This window comes from Xanthomonas sp. CFBP 8445 (assembly GCF_025666235.1).
Taxonomy (GTDB): Bacteria; Pseudomonadota; Gammaproteobacteria; order Xanthomonadales; family Xanthomonadaceae; genus Xanthomonas_A; species Xanthomonas_A indica.
The window spans coordinates 1,014,289-1,033,787 of the sequence record NZ_CP102594.1 but is presented as its reverse complement, the minus strand read 5'-3'; the positions used below and the strand labels follow the sequence as shown (position 1 = coordinate 1,033,787).

Genomic DNA, 19,499 nt, shown 5'->3' with positions numbered 1-19,499 from the left:
ATCCCCACTCCCGAATCCCAGCCCATGAACACCTACCTCGTCGGCGGCGCCGTCCGCGATGCCTTGCTCGGGCAGCCGCCGGGCGATCGTGACTGGGTGGTGGTCGGCGCCACGCCACAGCAGATGCTGGACCTGGGCTACAAGCAGGTCGGCCGCGATTTCCCGGTGTTCCTGCATCCGCGCAGCGGCGAGGAATACGCCTTGGCGCGCACCGAGCGCAAGGCCGGGCGCGGCTACCTCGGCTTCGTGGTGCAGGCCGATCCGTCGGTGACGCTGGAGGAGGACCTGCAGCGCCGCGACTTCACCATCAACGCCATCGCCCGCGACGAGGCCGACGGGCGCCTGGTCGATCCCTACGGCGGCGTGCGCGATCTCGAACAGCGGGTGCTGCGTCATGTCGGCCCGGCCTTCGCCGAGGATCCACTGCGGGTGCTGCGCGCGGCGCGGTTCATGGCGCGGCTGGCGCCGCTGGGGTTCCGTGTCGCCGACGAGACCATGGCGCTGATGCGCACGATGGCCGCCGGCGGCGAACTGGAAACGCTGGTGCCCGAGCGCGTGTGGCAGGAGCTGCGCCGCAGCCTGGCGTCCGCGCAGCCATCAGCGTTCCTGCGCACGCTGCGCGAGGCCGAGGCGCTGCGCTGGGTCCTTCCCGAACTGGACGCGCTGTACGGGGTGCCGCAGCGCGCCGAGTACCACCCGGAGATCGACACCGGACGCCACCAGGAACTGGTCAGCGACATGGCCGCGCGGCTGGCGCCGGGCGACGCGCTGATCGGCTTCGCCGCGCTGACCCACGACCTGGGCAAGGCGCTGACCCCGCCCGAGGAATGGCCGCGCCACCTGATGCACGAGCAACGCGGCCTGGCGCCGTTGCGCGCGCTGTGCGAGCGCCTGAAGCTGCCGCAGGAGCATCGGCAACTGGCCGAGATCGCCTGCCGCGAACATCTGAACGTGCATCGCCTGGCCGAGTTGCGCGACCGCACCGTGCACGAACTGCTGCAGCGTTGCGACGGCTTCCGCAAGCCCGAGCGCATCGCGCAGCTGGCGACGGTGTGCGAGGCCGACAAGCGCGGCCGCCTCGGCAGCGAGGACGCCGATTATCCGCAGGGCCCCGCGCTGCAGCGCCTGCATGCCGCGGCGCTGGCAGTGAACGCCCGCGACCTGGCCGCGCAGGGCCTGAGCGGCCCGCAGATCGGCGAGGCACTGGCCAAGGCGCGGATCGCGGCGATCGCCGCGGCGCGGCGGGAGCTGCCGGCCGACACGCTCTGAGCGCTGCCACGTCGCGCTTGCATCGATGCGCGGTGGAAGCGGGGCTCATCCGCTTGCTGGGCATGAGCCGCGACAGGCTCAACTGGATGGTCCATCGCAACGGAAGCGAACATCCAGGAGCGATTGAAGGCACCGCTGAGAACCTGAAACCCATCCATTGCGATCTGTGCACATTAGTGTTTTCCAGGCGCTTTGGTCGCGGTCTTTGCCGTTATTGAGGTGCCCTAGCCGCACGTGTAGGAGCGGCTTCAGCCGCGACCGCGTTATCGGGAACGCCAGTCGCGGCTGAAGCCGCTCCTACGGGTGCAGTAACGTACCCGCTTGATGCGTGGCAAGCATGCCGCCGCACCTGACACCGCGCCTGCAGACAACGGCAAGCTGCCCGAATTGCGTGGCGGCGATTGCAGCGCTGCCACCACCCGCCGCAGTGCTCGCCGGACACCCGCTAGGGCACCTGGATCGCCTCCCCGCTGGCCACGACCACCGTGGCGATCTGCGATGCGGCATCGCGGCTGTCCACGTCGGCGATCGCCCCCAACAGCGTGCTGTTGTCCTGCATGTCCAAGGCGTCCCGATAGCGCGCGTTGGCCACATCGGTCAGTTGCAGGCCGAGTTCGCTGACGCGCAGCGACGCGGCGTCCACCACGCCGTCGAGCAGCTGCGCGCCCTGCAGCGCGATGCGTGCGGCGCGCGCGTTGGCGACATCGCCGAGATCGACGATGCCGGCGAATCCGTCCAGCGTGCCTGCCGCGTCGATCACCTCATCCATCAACTCGCCATCCACGATCGACACGCGCTGGGCCGACGCCGATAGCGCGCCTCCGGCATTGCCGCTGCGCCGCACGCGCAGTTCCGCGCTGGCATCGCGCGCATCGATCAGGTCCAGCACTTCGTCGACCAGTTCGCCCTCGACGATGTCCAGCGCCTGGACCCGGGCGTTGCCGGCATCGGCCATGTCCAGGCGCAGCTGCGCGCGGGCGAGCGGGCCCTGCAGGTCGACCGCCTCGTCGATCAGTTCGCCATGGACGATGGCCAGGGCGTCGCCGGTGACGTTGCCGCTGTCCGCGAACGCGACGTCGAGCGTGCCGCCGTCGATGGACCCGGCATCGATCGCCTCGTCGATCAGTTCGCCCTCCTCGATCCGCGCGGCCACGGCATGCAGGTTGCCGGCATCCTCGAAGCGAACCGCCAACACCGCATCCTGTATCGCCCCCACATCGATCGCTTCGTCGATCAGTTCGCCGTCCACGATCCGCGCTTCGGCAGCGACCGCATTGCCGCTGCGCAGCAGCGTGACCGCGACATCGGACGCGAGCAGGTCGGCAGCGTCCAACGGCTCGTCGATCAGCCCGCCATCGCCGATGCGCAGCGCGCCCTCGATGCTGGCGTTGCCGGTATCGGTCAGGCGCAGGTCGATCGCCGCGCCCTGCACGTGGCCGGCGTCGACCAGTTCGTCGACCAGCACCGCATCCTGGATGTCCAGTGCGCGCGCATCGACATTGGCCACGTTGGCGAGTCCGATCGCGATCTGGCCGCCCAGCCACGGCCCGGCGTGCACCACCTCATCCAGCAACTGGCCGGCGAACAGGCGGACCTCGTCCGCCGCCACAGTGGCCACGTCGTCCGCCTGCACGGCGACATGGCTGCCGCGCAACGGATGGGCGATCAGCGCGCCTTGCAGGCGGCCGCCGCCGATCGTCAGCAGGCCACGATCACCGCGCACCCGGTCGCTGCGCTCCACGGCGACCGCGAGACAGGCGCCGTCGGCCGCCGCGACCGCTGCATCGCGTGGCGCGATGAGCCGTTCGCTGAGGCTGCCGCCGCCCAGGTGCAGGTGGCTCTGCGCGGTCTGCAGACTGACGTTGGCCGAGTCGCGCAGGCGCACATCGAGACGCGCACCGTCCGCGATGGGGCCGTCGACCAACGTGCCGATCAGCGCGGCCTGCACCAGCCCCGCCGGCGCATGCAAGCTGCCGTCGGCCGCACGCGTGTCCTCGCCCAGGATCAACCGCCCGGCCAGCGCCACGTTGGCGCTGTCCTGCACCAGGATCGCCAGCGTGGCGTTCGCACCGACACTGTGCACCAGCGTCGGCAACAATGACGGCTGCGCTTGCCACCACGCATCCTGCACGGTCTGATTGGCCTGTCCGCAGATCGCGATGGCCAGGGTTTCCCCGGCGGGCACATCGAGCGGCGTGGCGAACGCATAGGGCTGCCAGGACCCGCCGTTGCGGGCGATGAAGCGCCCGACCGCGGTCGGACCCGCGCACGCCACCGGCAACGCCGGCCGCCGACACGCCGCCGGTGGCGTCGCGGCCCAGGTCGGCCAGGCCGTGGCCCATAACAGCAGGACGGCCCCGGCGCGCATGCTGCCCGCGCCAAGCAGCTTCGACATCTGCACCTGCGGCCGCTCAGCCGCGCGACGCGGCGCATCGCCGATACCATGCCATTGCCTGCGCCAAGCCACGACGACACGCGACATTCCGTCGAACCACCCTTCACCGCTGCCGCAAGAACGCGGCACCGTCCGTACGATGCGCATGACGATCTCCCCCTGTGGCGATCGCCTGCGATCCTAATGCATGCAGGTGACGCCCCCGCGTGCGGGGAGAGAGACAGAAGACTTTTAATCTTTTGCTCAACAGGCATGCCCAGCGGTGACTGGCGCCGCGGCGCTGCCGACATCGCCGCTCAAGCGAACCGCGCTTCCAAACGATTCGCGTGGTTGCGCCTGCACCCTGCGCACCGTGCGTCCGCCACGCGAGCGCGCGCCTCAGTCCTCGGCGACAAAGAATTCGAAGAAGTCGCGCTTGTCCTCGGCGAAGGCACTGACCAGCCTGCCTTCGGGAATGCGCTTGACGCCGAGGCCGCCGACGCAGATGCCGAGGCGGCGAAACAGCGCGTAGCGCGGCCCGATCGCATGATCGGGATCGAGCGCCATCAGCTGCGCCAACGCGTCCGACGCATAGATGGCGATCCCCTCGACCACCGGGGCCACATCCCGGTTGAGCGTCACGTAACACAGCGCCTTGCGTTCGTAGACCAGTTCGCAGCCTTCGCGTGTCTCGGTCACGATCTTCTGGCTGTTGTCGATCACCGTGGTGAATGGCGCGCCGTGCGCCTTGGCGATCTGGACCTGGCTGCAGCCGAAACGGAATCCGCCCACGGTGGCATAGGGTTGAATCGCGTAGATCACCGGACGTTCCTTGTGAGGTGGAGCGGAGCTGGCGCCTGCCTGCGTCCGCGCGGCGAGGGCGCGGCATCGCCGATGCGCCGGCGCCAGGCTACCGCACCTATCCACGGCCGGCGGCACGATGTTTCCCTGCGCGCACCGACAGGCGGTGCCGGCAGCCGCTTACTCCATCGCGCCGGCGATCCAGGTGTGGCGGACCTGCAACGCGGCGTCCAGCAGCACCAGGTCGGCCTGGTAGCCGGGTGCGATGTGGCCGTAGCGGTGGTCCAGGCCCACGCACTGCGCGGGGTACAGCGAGGCCATGCGTGCGGCCTCTTCCAGCGGTACGCCCAGCCACTGCACGCTGTTGCGCACCGCACTGGCCATGTCCAGCGCCGATCCGGCCAGGGCGCCGGCGGCATTGCGCACCACGCCGTCGATGGCGGTGATGGTTTCGCCATACAGATCGAAGGCGGGGCTGTCGGCGCCGACCATCGGCATCGCGTCGGTCACCAGGAACACGGTGCCGCGCGGCTTGGCCGCCAGCGCCACGCGCAGGCTGGCCGGATGCACGTGCACACCGTCGACGATCACTCCGCACCAGGCGTTGCGGTCTTCCAGCGCGGCGCCGACCACGCCGGGATCGCGACCCTGCAGCGGGGTCATTGCGTTGTACAGATGGGTGAAGCCGCAGATGCCGGCGTCCAGCCCGGCGCGGGTCTCCTCGTAGCTGGCAGCGGTGTGGCCGGCGAACACGCGCGCGCCGGCCGCGGCCAGGGTGCGGATGCTGGCCGCCGGCACGCGTTCCGGCGCCAGGGTGATCAGGGTGACGCCGTTGTCCAGCGAGGTCGCCAGCGCCAGTTCCTCGGCGTCGGGCACGCGGAACTTGTCGGCGTTGTGGGTCCCCTTGCGCGCCGGCGCCAGGTACGGGCCTTCCAGATGGATGCCGAGCACGCCCGGCACGCCCTCGGCGATGGCCTGGCGGGTCGCGGCGATCGCCGCACGCATCACCTCCACGTCGTCGCTGATCAGCGTCGGCAGGTAGCCGGTGGTGCCGTAGCGGCGATGGCCCTGGCCGATGCGGCGCAGCGCCTCGACGTCGGTGCGGTTGTTGAACAGCACGCCGCCGCCGCCGTTGACCTGCAGGTCGATGAAGCCCGGCAGCAGGCTGCCGCCGCCAAGGTCGTGCTGCACCGGCGCTGCCGCCACGCGCGGGTCGGCGTCGTCGAGCAGGGCGAGGATGCGCTCGCCCTCCAACAGCACGCTGACGCCATCGAGGAAACCGTCCTCGCCGAGCACGCGGGCATTGCGCAGCGCCACCGTGGTCATCAGACGGTCTCCGTCACTTTGTTCAGGTGCGGCGGCAGGTCCGGGTTGTAGCCGCGGCGCAGCGCCAGGGCGTTGATCGCGCGGTAGAAGCTCTGGATCGCCAGCAGCGGCGCGCAGGCCGGGTGCGGCGCGGCGACCAGCGGCAGGTCGCCGCCGGCGCTGGCCAGCCACACCTGCGCGCCGCGGCCGCGGAATTCCTCGGCCAGGCGCCGGGTACCCTCGCCCGCTTCGTCCGGCTGGTCGAACGCCAGCACCGGGAAGCCCGGGCCGACCAGCGCCATCGGCCCGTGCTTCACTTCCGCCGAGCTGTAGGCCTCGGCGTGCAGGCCGCAGGTTTCCTTGAACTTCAGTGCCGCTTCCTGCGCCGCCGCCAGGCCCAGGCCGCGGTCGAGCACGAACAGGTTGTGCGCCTCGACCAGGCCATCGGTGAGCGAGCGCCAATCGGCCTGCCAGGCCGCGCGCAGCGCCTGCGGCAAGTGTTGCAGCGCGTCCAGCAGCGCCGGGTCGTTCTTCCAGTGCGCACCGAGCTGCAGGATCGCCGCCAGCGACGCCAGGTAGCTCTTGGTCGCGGCCACGCTCTTCTCCGGGCCGGCGCCCAGCGGGATCACCGTGTCGGCCAGTTGCGCCAGCGGCGAGTCTTCGACGTTGACCAGCGCCACCACGCGCGCGCCGGCGTCCTTGGCGGCCTGCGCGTTGCGCAGCAGGTCCGGGCTCTTGCCCGATTGCGAGATCACCAGGTACAGCGCCCCGCGCAGTTGCAGCGGCGCCTCGTACACCGAACCCACCGACGGCGAGGCCGAGGCGGTGACCACGCCGAGCTGGGTCTCGAACAGGTACTTGGCGTAGGTGGCGGCGTGGTCGGAACTGCCGCGTGCGCAGGTCACCACGAACGGCGGCGGATCGGCGCGCAGCGATGCGGCCAGTGCGGCCACCGTGGCGTGGTTGCGTTGGAACTGCGCGGCGACGACCGCGGCGGCTTCCGCGGCTTCGCGGAACATCAGGGTTTCGGTTTCGGAGGGCAGCGCCATGGGCAGGGTCATGTGGGGTCGGGGGCGGAGGAACGGCGGGAATGCGGCTGCATGGGCGCGGTCGAGCCGCGCACCACCAGTTGCGGCACGAAGCCCTGGTTGTGCACCGGCGCCGGATGGTCTTCGTAGGCATCGCTGCGCAGCTGGCTGATCAGCAGCCGCGCGGCATGGCGGGCGATGTCCTCGGTGGCCTGCTTGGCGGTGGTCAGCGGCGGCCACGACTGGCGCGAGAACGGGCTGTCCTCGAAGCCGGCGATGGACAGGTCGTAGGGCACGTTCATGCCCGCCGACTTGGCCGCGGCCAGCACGCCGGCGGCGATCTCGTCGTTGGAGCCGAAGATCGCCGTCGGCGGTTCGCGCAGCGCCAGCAGCCGCCGCGCGCCGCGGAAGCCATCGTCGAAGGTGTAGTCGCCGGGGATCACCAGGTGCTTGTCCAGGGTGATGCCGTAGTCCTTCAGCGCCGCCTCGTAGCCGGCATAGCGCTCGCCGCTGGATCGGTGCGAGGTGCCGCCCCACAGGAAGCCGATGCGCTGGTGGCCGAGCTGGATCAGGTGCTCGGTGATCTCGTAGGCGGCATCGCGGTCGTCGACATAGACGCACGGGCCGTCCTGCGGATCCTCGGTGGCGGCGATGATGCGCACGGTCTTGATGCCGCGCGCGGCCAGCGCCGCGACTAGGTCGGCGCGCTCGGACATCGGCGCGGTCAGCACCAGCCCGGCCAGGCGCGAGCGCTGGGTCCACTCGGCCAGTTCCTCGGCGAGCATCGGCGCGGTGGAATCGCAGGGATGGATCTGCAGGCCGAAGCCGGTCTCGCGGCAGGCAGCGAGTACGCCGTTCTGCACGCCGATGATGTGGTACGGATTGGGGTTGTCGTACACCAGCCCGATCACGAACGGCGTGCCGCTGCGCAGGTTGCGCGCCGACGGATCCGGCTCGTAGTCGAGTTCGGCGATGGCGTGCAGCACGCGCGAGCGCGTGGCCTGCATCACCGACGGTTCGTTGTTGATGACCCGCGAGACGGTCTTCAGCGACACCCGCGCCCGTTCGGCGACGTCTTTGATGGTGGGTCTGCGCATTGGAATGAGTTTGCCGAGTTGGAGAAAAGCGCGTCAGCTCACCGCGCGCCCTGGCCCACGCGGTGACCGCGCAGCGCGAAGAACAAGATGTACAGGTAGCAAGCGATCATCAAGCCGGCGAAGACCACCTGGAAATCGAAGAACTCCTTCAGATGGGCGAACAGCTGCGGAACCGCCGCCCCGCCCACGATGCCCATGATCAACAACGCCGCGCCCTTCTCCGTGAACTTTCCCAGCCCCTTGATGGCCAGGGGGAAAATGGCCGGCCACATGATGGCGTTGGCGAATCCGAGCGCCGCGACGAACGCCACCGAGACATAGCCGCCGGTCAACATCGCGCACAGCGAGAACACGATGCCAAGGCCTGCCGAAATGGACAGGTACTTTTCCTGGGAGATGTACTTCGGGATCAGCACCAGGCCGACCAGGTAGCCTGCCAGCATGCAGGCCAGCGTGCCGATGGTGAAATACTTCGCGTAGTCGAGCGAGAGGCCGAGGCTGTTGCCGTAGATGCCGATCGCATCGCCCGCCATCACCTCGGCGCCGACGTACACGAAGATGCACAACGCGCCCAGCCACACGTGCGGAAACGCGAAGATGCTGTCGCGGCTGCGCTCGTCGGAGGCCGACGCGTTCGCCTTCTCGGCGCTGATCTCGGGCAAGGGCGAAAACAGGATGGCGACGGAAAGCACGGCAAGGACGCCGGCGATCGCCATGTAGGGGCCGTGGATGCGACCGGCGAACTCCTGCAACAGCAGTTCCTTCTGCGCCGGCAGCACCTGTTCGATCCGGGTCGAAAAATCCTCCATCCCGTGCAGGACCACCTTCGCCAGTCCATAGGTGGCCAGCGCTCCGGCCACCTTGTTGCAGATGCCCATGAGCGCGATACGGCGCGCTGCGCCATCGATCGGCCCGAGGATGCTGATGTACGGATTGACCGCAGTCTGCAGCAAGGCCAGGCCGCCGCCGATGATGAAGATGCCGCTCACCGCACCCGCATACGAACGAGCATTGGTGAACTGGCCGAAGATGGCGGCGCCGATCGCCATGATCAGCAGGCTCAGCGCCAGGCCCTTTTTCATCCCGGTCAGCTTCAGGATGAACGAAGCAGGCAATGCCAGGCAGAAGTAGGAAATGTAGAACGCGCTCGGGATGAGAAACGCGAACGTGTCGCTGACGTTGAAAGCGACCTTGGCGAACAGGATCAACGGCCCGTTGATCCAGGTAAAGAAGCCCATGATGAAGAACAACAGGCCGACGATGGCGATGGAGGCGTAGGGACTGGCGGGCCGTGCGGTGGTCATGGGCGGGCGTGCTCCGGGTGGGCGCAGGGTTCGGCGATCAGCGTCGCAGTTCGGCGACGAAGTCGTAGTAGTCGTTGTGGCAATAGGTGTCGGTCAGCTCGATCGCGCTGCCGTCGCGGGTGTAGCCGACCCGCACCACGTGCAGGATCGCCTCGCCTTCCTTCATGCCCAGGTGGCCGGCCAGCCGCGCCGGCAGATTGATGGCGCGGAAGTACTGCAGCGCCCGCACCACCGGGGTGCCGCGCTCGTCCAGGTAGGTGTAGAGCGAATCGGCGATGGCGTGCGGATCGGGCACCACGTGCTGCGGCAGCACCGCCTTTTCGTAGGCCATCACCCGGCCGTCGGCGCTGCGCAGGCGGGTCAGCGCCGCGACCACCGTGTCCGGCGACAGGCCCAGACGCAGGATCTCCTCGCCGTGCGCCGGACGCGTGCGCCGCTCCAGCCAGCGCGTGCCCGGCTCCAGCCCCTTCATGCGCAGGGTCTCGCTGAAGCTGGCCAGGCCGCTGAGCTGGTGCTGGATGTGCGAAGTGACGAAGGTGCCGGCACCCTGGCGGCGCGACACCAGGCCCTGCTCGACCAGCGCATCCACGGCCTGGCGCAGGGTCACCCGCGACACCTGCAGGTATTCGCACAGTTGCCGTTCGGCCGGCAGCGCCTCGCCCGGCTTCCACTGCCCGCCCTTGATCGCCTCCACCAGCTTGCTGGCCAGTTGCAGGTACAGCGGCGTCGGCGCGTCCGGGTCCACGGCCAGCGCATGCAGGCGCGGATCGGCCTGCGGCTTGGGCTTGGTCATGGCGCGCTCTCCAGTCCGCATGAATTCGTTATGTCCAATATAGTACCAATTCGCGGTCCGTGCACGCCGGGTCACAGCCGCAGGTACAGCCTTCGCCGGTCCATCCACCAGCCCACCGCCCAGCACAGCAGGGTGTAGGCCAGCGCACAGGCCAGGCTGCCCCCGGGGCCGGGCAGCAGCCGCTGGAACACCTCCACGCCCAGCCACTGGTACAGGTCCATGCCGCTGGCGCCGGCCCGGACCAGCCGCAGGCAGACCACGAACAGTTCGGAAAACAGGTAGATCGCCAGCGGATTGCGCCCTAGCACGGTGAAGAAGCCGCTGCCGGCCTGCCAGCCGCGTACCTCGATTGCCCACAGCAACGCGCCCAGCAACAGCAGGTCCAGGCCCACGGTCAGCAGCACGAACGAGCCAGTCCACAGCTTCTTGGCCAGCGGGAACCACGGCTGCCAGGCCAGCGCCAGCAGGACCAGCGCGACACCGGCCAGCCACAGCCAGCGCCCCGTGCGTGCCTGCTTGCCGACACGGCGCACGTACAGCCCGGCCAGGTAGCCGGCGAGGACGTTGACCGTGGCCGGCAACGTGCTGAGCAGGCCTTCCGGATCGAACCCGCCGTCCTTGCGGTACAGCTGCGCCGGGTCCAGCAGCCACAGGTCCAGCCGCGTGCCGGCATTGCCGAGCTTGCTCAGCTCCGCGCCCGGCTGGCCCCACAGGTACAGTGCACCCCAGTAGCCGAGCAGCAGCGCGACGCACATGAGCAGCAGCCCGCGCGGCGACAGCCAGCGGCACAGCAGCGCCGCCAGCGCGTAGCACAGCGCAATGCGCTGCAGAACGCCGGGCACGCGAGTCTGGTCGATCGCGGTGACGCTCCAGTGGCCGTCGGCGCCCTGCTGCACGAACGGAAACCAGTACATCAGGAAGCCGAGCAGGAAGATCAGTGCGCTGCGCTTGCCGACCCGGCGCAGGAAGGCGCCGAGCGGCTGGCCGCGGTCCAGCGCGAAACTCATCGCGTTGCCGACGGCGAACAGGAACGACGGGAACACCAGGTCGGCGGCGGTGAAACCGAACCACGGCGCGTGCCGCAACTGCACGAACGCATCGGCCCCGGCGCCCGGCGTGTTGACCAGGATCATCAGGAAGATGGTCAGGCCGCGGAACACGTCCAGCGACAGGAAGCGTTGGCGCGACGGCGCCGCGGCGGGAAGGCGGACGGACGCGGCGCTCATGGCGCATCCACCTGTTGCAACAGCGTGCGCACCGCGGCGACCGGGTCGGCCGGCGCCTGCCGCAGGTAGGCCGTGTCGCGCGCCACCCAGTCCCGCTCCCAGTCGCGCAGCCGCTGCTGCAAGTGCGCCTCGTCCACGCTGCCGCCGGCGACCGCCGCTTCCCGCAGCATCTGCAGCGCCAAGGTCCAGCGTGGCAGGTAGTAGTCCGCGTACATGCCCTGCCAGGCCTTGGAGGCGTAGTCGCCGAGATTGCCCTCGCCGCCCCACACGCTGACCTGCGCCTTGGCGTCGCGCCGGTAGTAGGCCGCGTCCTGCGGGGTCTTGGCGTAACCGGCCGCCGCGTCGAGCCAGCTCGACAAGGTGTCCTGCTGGCCGCCGACCAGACGGTCGAGTTGCATCACCGCGTCTCGCACGCGCGCGACCGCGGCGTCGCCGGCCGCAACGTCGCCACGCCGGTACGCGGCCACGGCCTGCTGCAACTGCACGTCCACGCGACCGGTGGCGTAGTGGCGGGCGAAGTCGACCAGGTCGTAGCGGTACAGCGGCGCGTCGGCGTACTCCGGCGCCAGCGCCAGCAACTGCTGCAAGGCGCGGCGCAGCCGCGGCGGATCGCCGGGCGCGCCCTCGAACTCGCCGATGTCCAGCGTCGGCCGCTTGAACAACAGGTAGGCGCCGGCACGGCTGCGCCACCAGCGCGGTGTCCAGTAGCGGGTCGACAGCACCGACGCCTGCAGGTCGTCCCAGGCCGCGCGCAAGGCCGGCGAGGTGTGCCCGTAGCGGGCGCGGGTGTAGTCGTCGAGCCAGTCCTGCAGCGGGCGCTGCTGTGCGCCCCAGGCCAGTGTGTACATGTACTCGTAGACCACCGAGGTGGTGTGCAGCCCTTCCGGGAAGGCGCCGAAGCCGACCAGTTGCTGCTTGTCCTTGTCGGCGAGCAGCGTGCGCAGGTCCTCGCGGTAGAACGCCAGGTCGCCGTACACCGGATTGCTGCCGCCGTAGTTGTGTACGTAGCCGTAGATCCACTGCTTGCCGTCGAACGCGTCGGACAGCTTCCAGGTGCCGGGGTAGCGGTCGTTGCCGATATCCAGCACCAGCAATTTGTCGTTGGGCACTTCGCGCAGGAATGCGGCGATCGCCTGCGGCGTCCAGAAGTGGCGGTCGGCGCCGAACAGCCAGCCCTGCATCACCCACACCGCATCCGGGTTGGCGCGGTGGATCGAGGCGTACAGCGCGCGACCGTACTCGGCCAGGCGCTTGTCGCGCTGCGCCGGCGGCACCTCGGGCGGCTTGGTCGTGGCGGAGTTGGCGGTGCTGTCGCCGTAGCTGGCCAGGCGCGCGTCGCTGCCGTCGGCGGCGATCGGCGGCAGCATCTCGTTGAACGCATCGGCCAGGTAGTAGGTGCCCTTGCCGTAGGTGCGGTCGTAGAGCTGGATGAAGCGCTGCGCGATCTGCGCGAACAGCGGATCGGCCGGATCCAGCCAGTAGGTCTCGTGGAAGCCCTCCCAGGCGCGCATGCGGTAGATCCGCGCCTGCGGATGTGCCTGCGCGAACGCCTTCGGCACATAGCCGGCGAACGCCGGCAGCACCGGCTTCATGCCCAGCGCGCGCATGCGCTGCAGGATGCGCAGCTGCAGCGCGTGCTTGTCCTCGATCCACTGCTGCGGCAGCGGCGCATCGTAGCCTTCGATGTTGCCCATGCGCTGCCATGGCGCGAACGCCGGGCCGGAGAAGTACTGCGCCAGGTCGGCATCGGCGACGCCGAACTCGCGCCACAGTGCCTGCCACACGTACTCCTGGCCTTCCATCGCCAACGGCATGTCGATGCCGTGCAATGCCATCCAGTCGATCTCGCGCTCCCAGCGCGCCCAATCCCACCACGGCGTGGTGTAGCCGTAGGTGCAGACGTTGAGATAGGCGCGGTGCGCGAACGGCGTGGCCATCCGTGGGCCGTGGACGTCGGCATACGCCGCAGGCAGTGCCACGCGGCTGCCTTCCCAGCTCACCGACGCCGCGCCGATCGACTGCAGATAGCTGTACGCACCGTGCGCCAGCGCCACCTCCGAGGACCCGGACACGCGCAGCGCGCCGGCCTCGGCGGTCACCTGGTACCAGTCGTTGCCGCGGCCGCGCGGTTGCCGTTGCAGCTGCAGCTCGGCCGCGCGTGGGCCAAGCGTGCGCAGCAGCACCTCGCGCGCGGCGCCGCCCTGCGTGCCCTGCGCGGGCGCGGCGACAGCGATCGGCGCCAGCAGCGCACAGGCCAGCAGCAACAGCACCACATGCGCGCGTCCCGACGCCGCCCGGAGGCGGCGCAGCCCGGCAAGGCCATGCGGGAAGATCTGGCGGAAAACATGGTTCATTGGCTCAATACTCCACTGTCGCGACATCGTCGAAGCCGAAAGGCGTCCCGGCCGTCACCTGCATCACCACGGCCAGCACCCGTTCGCCGGACGCCGGCGGCAGCAGCAGGGATGCCGGCTGCCCCGCCGCCACGTCGGCCACCCGCTGCCGGTCCAAATACACCTGCACCGCGCCGGTCGCGCGGCCGAGCCGCACGCGGCCGCCGCGCTGCTGGATCCCGGCCCAGGGCGTGAACGTGGTCCGGTACAGCACATAGCCATCGCGCTCGGCGCGCGTCTCCAGGTTGCCCGGCTGGCAGAAGCTCCAGCTGTTGTTGTCGTTGGGTGCGCGCGGCAGCGCCGGATCCGGCGGGGTGGCGAACGGCAGGGTGTGCCGCCAGCCGCCCACCACCATCGCCGCGGCAGCCGGCGGCAACGACAACGGCGGCGGCGCCGCGTCCAGCGTGATATTTGCCTGCGCCGCACGCAAGGCAGGCGCGCTTGCCACGATGCGTAGCCGACGGCGATCGCTGCCGGCCTCGACGATGGCCTGCGCCAGGCCGTTGAACAACTGCACCTGCGGCACGTTGTCCGGCGCATGCCGGTTCGGGTCGCCGTTGCCGACGCCGAGCAGGCGCCCGCCGTCGATCTGCAGCGCGATCTGCGCATCGGCGAAGGGCACGTGGCGGCCCTGCGCGTCCACCGCTTCCAGCGTGATCGGTTGCGCGTCGCGGCCATCGCCGCGCATGCGTGGGCGGTCCGGGGTCAGCCGCAGCGCGACCGGCGCGCCGACGGTCTGCACCCGCTGCCGCGCCACCTCGCGCCCGTCGCGGTACGCCACCGCTTCCAGCACGCCGGGCGCGTACACGACCTGCCAGGTGTTCATCGCGATCCGGTCCACCGCCTGTCGCCCCTGCGAGCGGCCGTTGAGCCACAGCTCCACCTGCTGCGCGTTGCAGAACGCCATCACCTTGATCGGCGTGCCCTCGCGGCCCGGCCAGTTCCAGTGCGGCAGCAACTGCAGCACCGGCGCCTCGTCGATCCACTGCGCCTGGCGCAGCCAGTAGGCGCCCTTGGGGAAGCCGCACAGGTCCATGATGCCGAAGAACGAGGACACCGATGGCCATTCGAACGGCGTCGGCTCGCCGCGATAGTCGAAGCCGGTCCAGACGAAGCTGCCGGCCAGGTAGGGCCGCTCGTCGATCAGCTTCCAGGACGTGCGATGCGTGTTGCCCCAGGGCGCAGCGACCGAATCGTCCTCGGCGATGACGTGCGCCTCCATGTCGGTGAACCAGGCGCCGCGGGTCTGGAACGCGCTGGTGTCCTCGCTGGACAGCAGCGGCGTGTGCGGCATCGCCGCATGCACCCGGTCGTAGTTGAACTGGCGGTAGTTGAAGCCGACCACATCCACCGCCTGGGACGCGTTGCGCTGGGTCAGCATGCCGTCGTTCATCGCCGCGGTCACCGGGCGGCTGTCGTCGAGTTCACGCACCAGCGCCACCGCACGGCGCACCATTTCATAGCCGGCGGCGGTGCCCTGCATCGGCTCTTCGTTGAATACCGACCACAGGAACACACAGGCGCGGTTGCGGTCGCGGCGCACCAGCCAGCGCAGTTGCGCCGCATAGTCCGGGGCAGGATTGAACACGCGGTTCTCGGCCATCACCAGCATGCCCAGGCGATCGCACACGTCGAGCAGTTCGGCGGCCACGGCATGGTGCAGGCGGATCGCGTTGCAGCCCAGCGCCTTGAGCCGGCGGATGCGGAAGTCCAGCAGGCTGTCCGGCACCGCCACGCCGACCCCGGCATGATCCTGGTGCAGGCAGGCGCCCTTGATCTTGAGCGGCCGCTCGTTGAGGAAGAAGCCCTGCTGCGCATCGAAGCGTAGCGTGCGGAAGCCGATCGCGCACTCGCGGCGGTCGCGCTCGCGGCCTGCGCTGCGCAACACCGTCGCGAGCCGGTACAGATGCGGCGCGGCCACGTCCCAGCGCTGCGGCTGCGAGACCTGCAATACGACCCGCGCCTCCGCCTGCGCCAGCGCGCTGGCCTGCAGCGCGGTGCTGCCCTGCGCCACCACCGTGCCCTGCGCGTCGTACAGGGTCGCCTCCAGCAGCGCCGCATCGGCGTGCTCGCCGACGTTGGCGACGGTGACCGTCACCGGCAGCGTCCAGCGATCGTCGGCCCCGGCACGCGGCACCGCATGCACGCCGTCGCCGACGAGATGCAGCGCATCGCGCACCGCCAGCCAGGTATGCCGGTAGAGCCCGGCACCTTCGTACCACCAGCCGTCCATCGCCTCGGCGTCCACGCGCACCGCGATGGTATTGAGATCCTGGCCATAGCGCGCGATCGCGGTCATGTCGATCGCGATGCCGTCGTAGCCGCTCCAACTGCGCGCCATCAGCAGGCCGTTGACCCACACCGTGGCGCGGCTGGCGATGCCGTCCAGGCGCAATTCCAGCGCCTTGCCGCGCTGCGCCTCGTCCAGCCGCAGGCTGCGCCGGTACCAGGCGATGCCGCGGCGGCGATAGCCCTGCGCCACGTTGGCGCTGGCCTCGATCGGCTGCTCGATGGCGAAATCGTGCGGTAGCCGCAGTTGCCGCCACTGGCTGTCGTCGAAATCGCCGGCGGCCGCGCCCCAGGCCTTGCCGGCCTTGGCGTTGTCGTAGCTCGCGTCCTGCCCGGTGATCGGCGGAAACGGGATGTCGCCCTCGTGGAAACGCCAGCCCTCGTCCAGACAGAACAGGCCGGGATCGGCCGCCAGGGTCACCCCTGGCACGGCCGCCAGCGCCGCGGTATCGGCGCCGGCGAGGCCGGCGGACGCCGCCGGGCCGGCGCGGCTGCCGCGTGGCAGCGCCAGCAGCAGGCCGGCGCCGGCGCTGCCGGCCAGGAAGGTTCTTCGTTGCATGCGCTTGTCCTCATCGGAACGACCGCCCGGCGCCACCGCGGCGCCGGGCCAGGGTCGCGCTAGCCCGCAGGCGCGTGCGCCGCCCTCACAGGATGTCCCACTGCATCGACACGTAGAAGCTGCGGCCGGTGACCCCGGTCATCTGCCAACGGCTGCTGATGTCCTTGTACGCCTCTTCCTTCTTGTTGGTCAGGTTGAGCGCGCCGAGCTGGAAGCTGAGCGTGTCGGTGGCCTGGTAGCCGAGCACCGCGTCGACCTGGGTGCGCGCCTTCATCGTGTGGCCTTCGCGGGCGAAGAAGCTGTCGCTGCTGTCCTGCTCGTACTCGCTGCGGTGGTTCAGCGACACGCGCGCGGAAAACATCGCGTTCTCCCAGTAGCCGGTGGCGTTCCAGGTCTTCTCCGACAGGTTGCGGATCTTGAAGTCGGTGTCGCGCTGCGGGATCACCCGGGTGAAATTCGCGGTCAGGCCGAAGCCCTGGATCGGCAGCCAGGCATCGAAGGATTGCGTCCAGCCCAGTTCGTAGCCCTTGATCTTGACCTTGCTGGGATCGTTGCGGGTGGCGGTGATCTCGTAGATGTTGCCGCCACCGTCCACACAGTCGCCGGCGCCATTGGTGGACAGCGCCGTGCCGTTGAACGTGGCCGGGCAGACGATGCTGTTGAAGGTGCCGTTCTTGACGTTCTTCCAGAAGCCGGCCAGGGTCAGCCCGCCGCCCTGCCCGTAGTACCACTCCAGGCTGAGGTCGGCCTGGTCGGCGGTCAGCGCCTTCAGGTCGGTCTGGCCCAGCGCCACGTCGTAGGTGGTGGTGCCGCCGGTGTTGCTGCCGGAGGAGATGGTGGTGGCGATGGCGGTGTTGCTGTCCAGGATCGGCCGCACCAGCACCTTGCCGGCGGCAAAGCGCAGCAGCAGGTCCTCGCGCATGTCCAGCACCAGATTCAGGCTGGGCAGCCAGTTGTGGTAGTCGTACGGGGCGCGCTCGGTGCCGACCACCTCGTTGGCGTCCTCGCTGTACTGCGAGGCGGTGGTCAGATAGGTGTCGGTGGTGCGCTTGGTGTTCTCGTAGCGCACGCCGACGTTGCCGCGCAGGCGCATGCTGCCGAGGTCGGTGTCGATCTTCGCCAACGCGTAGGCTGAGAAGATGTCGTTGCGGATGTGGTAGCTGGCCTGCGGCGCGAACAACACCGGCACGGTGATGCCGGAGGCGGCCAGGGCCCGGGCGTAGGCGTACACGTCCGGCGCCACCCAGTCGCTCTGCGAGGCCAGGTTGCCGTCGAGGAAGTTGCTGACGTTGGAACTGGCCGCCGACAGCTCCGGGAACATGTCGTAGCCGGACACCGCGCCGGAGTTGATCAGGTACAGGAAGTCGCGGCGCCAGACGTTGCGGTCGAAGGTCTCGCGGCGGAACTTGGTGCCGACCTTGACCGCATCGAGGAAGCCGTTGCCGACGTAACGCTCCGCATCGAACTGCAGCGACCATTCCTTGTTGCGCAGCGCGTTGATCGCGCCGTTGGGGTATTCGTCGCGCACCAGGTTGGCCTTGTTCCAGGCGCTGGCGTCGGTGGCGTCGGCGTCCGTGGTCAGCGAGATGGCGCCGGGGTTGGACATGTCGAACAGCGTCGCGCTCGGCTTGCGGCCGAGGATCGCCGCACGCTCGTCCTCGTCGGTCTTGCCCTCGGTGTAGTTGGCCACGCCGCTGAAGGTCCACGCGTCGCCCTTCCAGCGCGCGTCCCAGGTCAGCAGTTGCGAGGTCAGATCGTGGCGCTCGAGCTGGCGGTTGTTCTCCAGCCAGTAGTTGGAGGCCGACACCTTGGTTGCGGTCAGGCCGTCGGTCTGCAGCACGCTCAGGAAGTTGCGATCGAAGGAATAGACCAACTGGTTCATGTCGTTGTCGGTCTTGTCCTGCGAATACAGCGCGGTCAGATTCATCTCCAACCGGTCGTTGGGTTTCCACTGCAGCCCGGCGGTGAGCATCTTGCGGTCGGTCTCGCGCTCGATCGAGCGATAGCGCGGACGGCGCGGGATGTACAGGGTGCCGTCGTCGGTGGCCTGGGTGTACCAGCGGTCGATCCACAGGTAGTCGGCACGGTCCTTGAGCTTCTGGTAGCCGGCGTTGACGAACACGCCCAGTTCGCCGCCGTCGGCCAGATGGAACTGGTCGATGTAGGTCAGCACGCCCTTCGGCGTCGGCGCGCCGCCGGCGAATTCGGCGTACTGCTCCTTCGCCGAGAAGATCAGCTTGCGCGCCTTGTAGTCCAGCGGTTTGGTGGTCTCGATGTTGACCGTGCCCGAGAGCCCGCCGGCATCCATGTCCGCCGATGGCGACTTGATCACCTGGATCGCCGCAGCCACTTCCGGCTGGATGATGTCGTAGCGGAAACCGTCGGTGAAATCGGCGCTCTTGATGGTCTGGCCGTTGATGGTGGTAGCCGAATACTGGGGACCCAGGCCGCGGATGCTGATGGTCGACCCGCGCCCGTTGATGGTGGAGATCTGCACGCCGGGAATGCGCTGGATCGCCTCGGCGATGTTCTCGGCCGGGAACTTGCCGATGTCCTCCGAGGAGATGCCGTCGGTCATGCGTGCGTCGGTGCGTTTGTTGTCCAGCGCGGTGATCAGGCTCTTCTGGTAGGAACTGGTGACGGTCACCGTATCGAGCTGGGAGACCGCGTCGGATGCGGGCGTTTCCTGCGCCTGCGCAGCGGCGCTGAGCAGGCCGAGCGCGATGGCGCTGGCGAGGACGGACAGGGGACAACAATGCGAACGGGAGCGGGCGACATGTGGCATTGGGCTATCCTGGTTGATGGCGGATCGGCACGACGACGGCTGACATCCAGGGCGGCGATCGGCAGGCAGCACCCTCCATTGCGCCCCACGCGACGCGCAGGGCGATGCCGTCCGTGCGGACACGGAGTGAATGGAGCGTTCTGGCTGTTTCCTGCGCCCGGTCTTGCAGGAGGCGCGTCCCCGTCCCTTCCCCGGAACGAGCGACTGCATGGTGCGGCTGGACGAATCTGGCCCGAATTGGCAAGGACCAATTCCAGGCGCTTCGATTCTTATGGT

The 19,499-nt window shown here is 69.3% G+C and carries 12 protein-coding genes; 1 reads left to right on the top strand and 11 read right to left on the bottom strand.

What is annotated here, in order from left to right; all coding sequences use genetic code 11:
• Positions 1-24: 24 nt before the first annotated feature.
• Positions 25-1,269: a multifunctional CCA addition/repair protein gene (locus NUG21_RS04470; RefSeq protein ID WP_263392399.1), complete on the top strand. Its 1,245-nt coding sequence runs from the start codon at positions 25-27 to the stop codon at positions 1,267-1,269.
• Positions 1,270-1,714: 445 nt separating this feature from the next.
• Here the strand turns inward: NUG21_RS04470 and NUG21_RS04465 are convergent, their stop codons facing one another.
• The 11 genes from NUG21_RS04465 to NUG21_RS04415 all read right to left on the bottom strand — a co-directional run bounded on the left by NUG21_RS04465 (position 1,715) and on the right by NUG21_RS04415 (position 19,223).
• Positions 1,715-3,811, bottom strand: coding sequence for a hypothetical protein (locus NUG21_RS04465; protein WP_263392398.1), 2,097 nt, complete (start codon positions 3,809-3,811; stop codon positions 1,715-1,717).
• Positions 3,812-4,042: 231 nt separating this feature from the next.
• Positions 4,043-4,465, bottom strand: coding sequence for a hypothetical protein (locus NUG21_RS04460; RefSeq protein WP_019797616.1), 423 nt, complete (start codon positions 4,463-4,465; stop codon positions 4,043-4,045).
• Positions 4,466-4,624: 159 nt separating this feature from the next.
• Complete coding sequence (nagA, locus tag NUG21_RS04455; protein ID WP_160945414.1) at positions 4,625-5,770, bottom strand: N-acetylglucosamine-6-phosphate deacetylase; 1,146 nt, start codon at positions 5,768-5,770, stop codon at positions 4,625-4,627.
• Entirely contained in the window at positions 5,770-6,798 is a 1,029-nt protein-coding gene (locus NUG21_RS04450; RefSeq protein ID WP_242082024.1) for an SIS domain-containing protein, read from the bottom strand. Before NUG21_RS04450 ends, nagA begins: the two co-directional genes overlap by 1 nt.
• Positions 6,799-6,806: 8 nt before the next feature.
• Positions 6,807-7,874, bottom strand: a complete 1,068-nt coding sequence (locus NUG21_RS04445) for a LacI family DNA-binding transcriptional regulator (RefSeq protein ID WP_263392397.1) — start codon at positions 7,872-7,874, stop codon at positions 6,807-6,809.
• Positions 7,875-7,912: 38 nt separating this feature from the next.
• Positions 7,913-9,178, bottom strand: a complete 1,266-nt coding sequence (locus NUG21_RS04440) for a sugar MFS transporter (protein ID WP_019796175.1) — start codon at positions 9,176-9,178, stop codon at positions 7,913-7,915.
• A gap of 37 nt (positions 9,179-9,215) precedes the next feature.
• Entirely contained in the window at positions 9,216-9,971 is a 756-nt protein-coding gene (locus NUG21_RS04435; RefSeq protein ID WP_019796176.1) for a GntR family transcriptional regulator, read from the bottom strand.
• 71 nt (positions 9,972-10,042) lie between these two features.
• Entirely contained in the window at positions 10,043-11,197 is a 1,155-nt protein-coding gene (locus NUG21_RS04430; protein ID WP_263392396.1) for an acyltransferase family protein, read from the bottom strand.
• Entirely contained in the window at positions 11,194-13,551 is a 2,358-nt protein-coding gene (locus tag NUG21_RS04425) for an alpha-N-acetylglucosaminidase (protein ID WP_263392395.1), read from the bottom strand. The genes NUG21_RS04430 and NUG21_RS04425 overlap by 4 nt, the downstream gene beginning before the upstream one ends.
• A gap of 4 nt (positions 13,552-13,555) precedes the next feature.
• On the bottom strand, positions 13,556-16,438 hold the full coding sequence (gene galA, locus NUG21_RS04420) for a beta-galactosidase GalA (RefSeq protein ID WP_263392394.1): 2,883 nt from the start codon (positions 16,436-16,438) through the stop codon (positions 13,556-13,558).
• 85 nt (positions 16,439-16,523) lie between these two features.
• Entirely contained in the window at positions 16,524-19,223 is a 2,700-nt protein-coding gene (locus NUG21_RS04415) for a TonB-dependent receptor (protein WP_263392393.1), read from the bottom strand.
• Positions 19,224-19,499 lie beyond the last annotated feature (276 nt).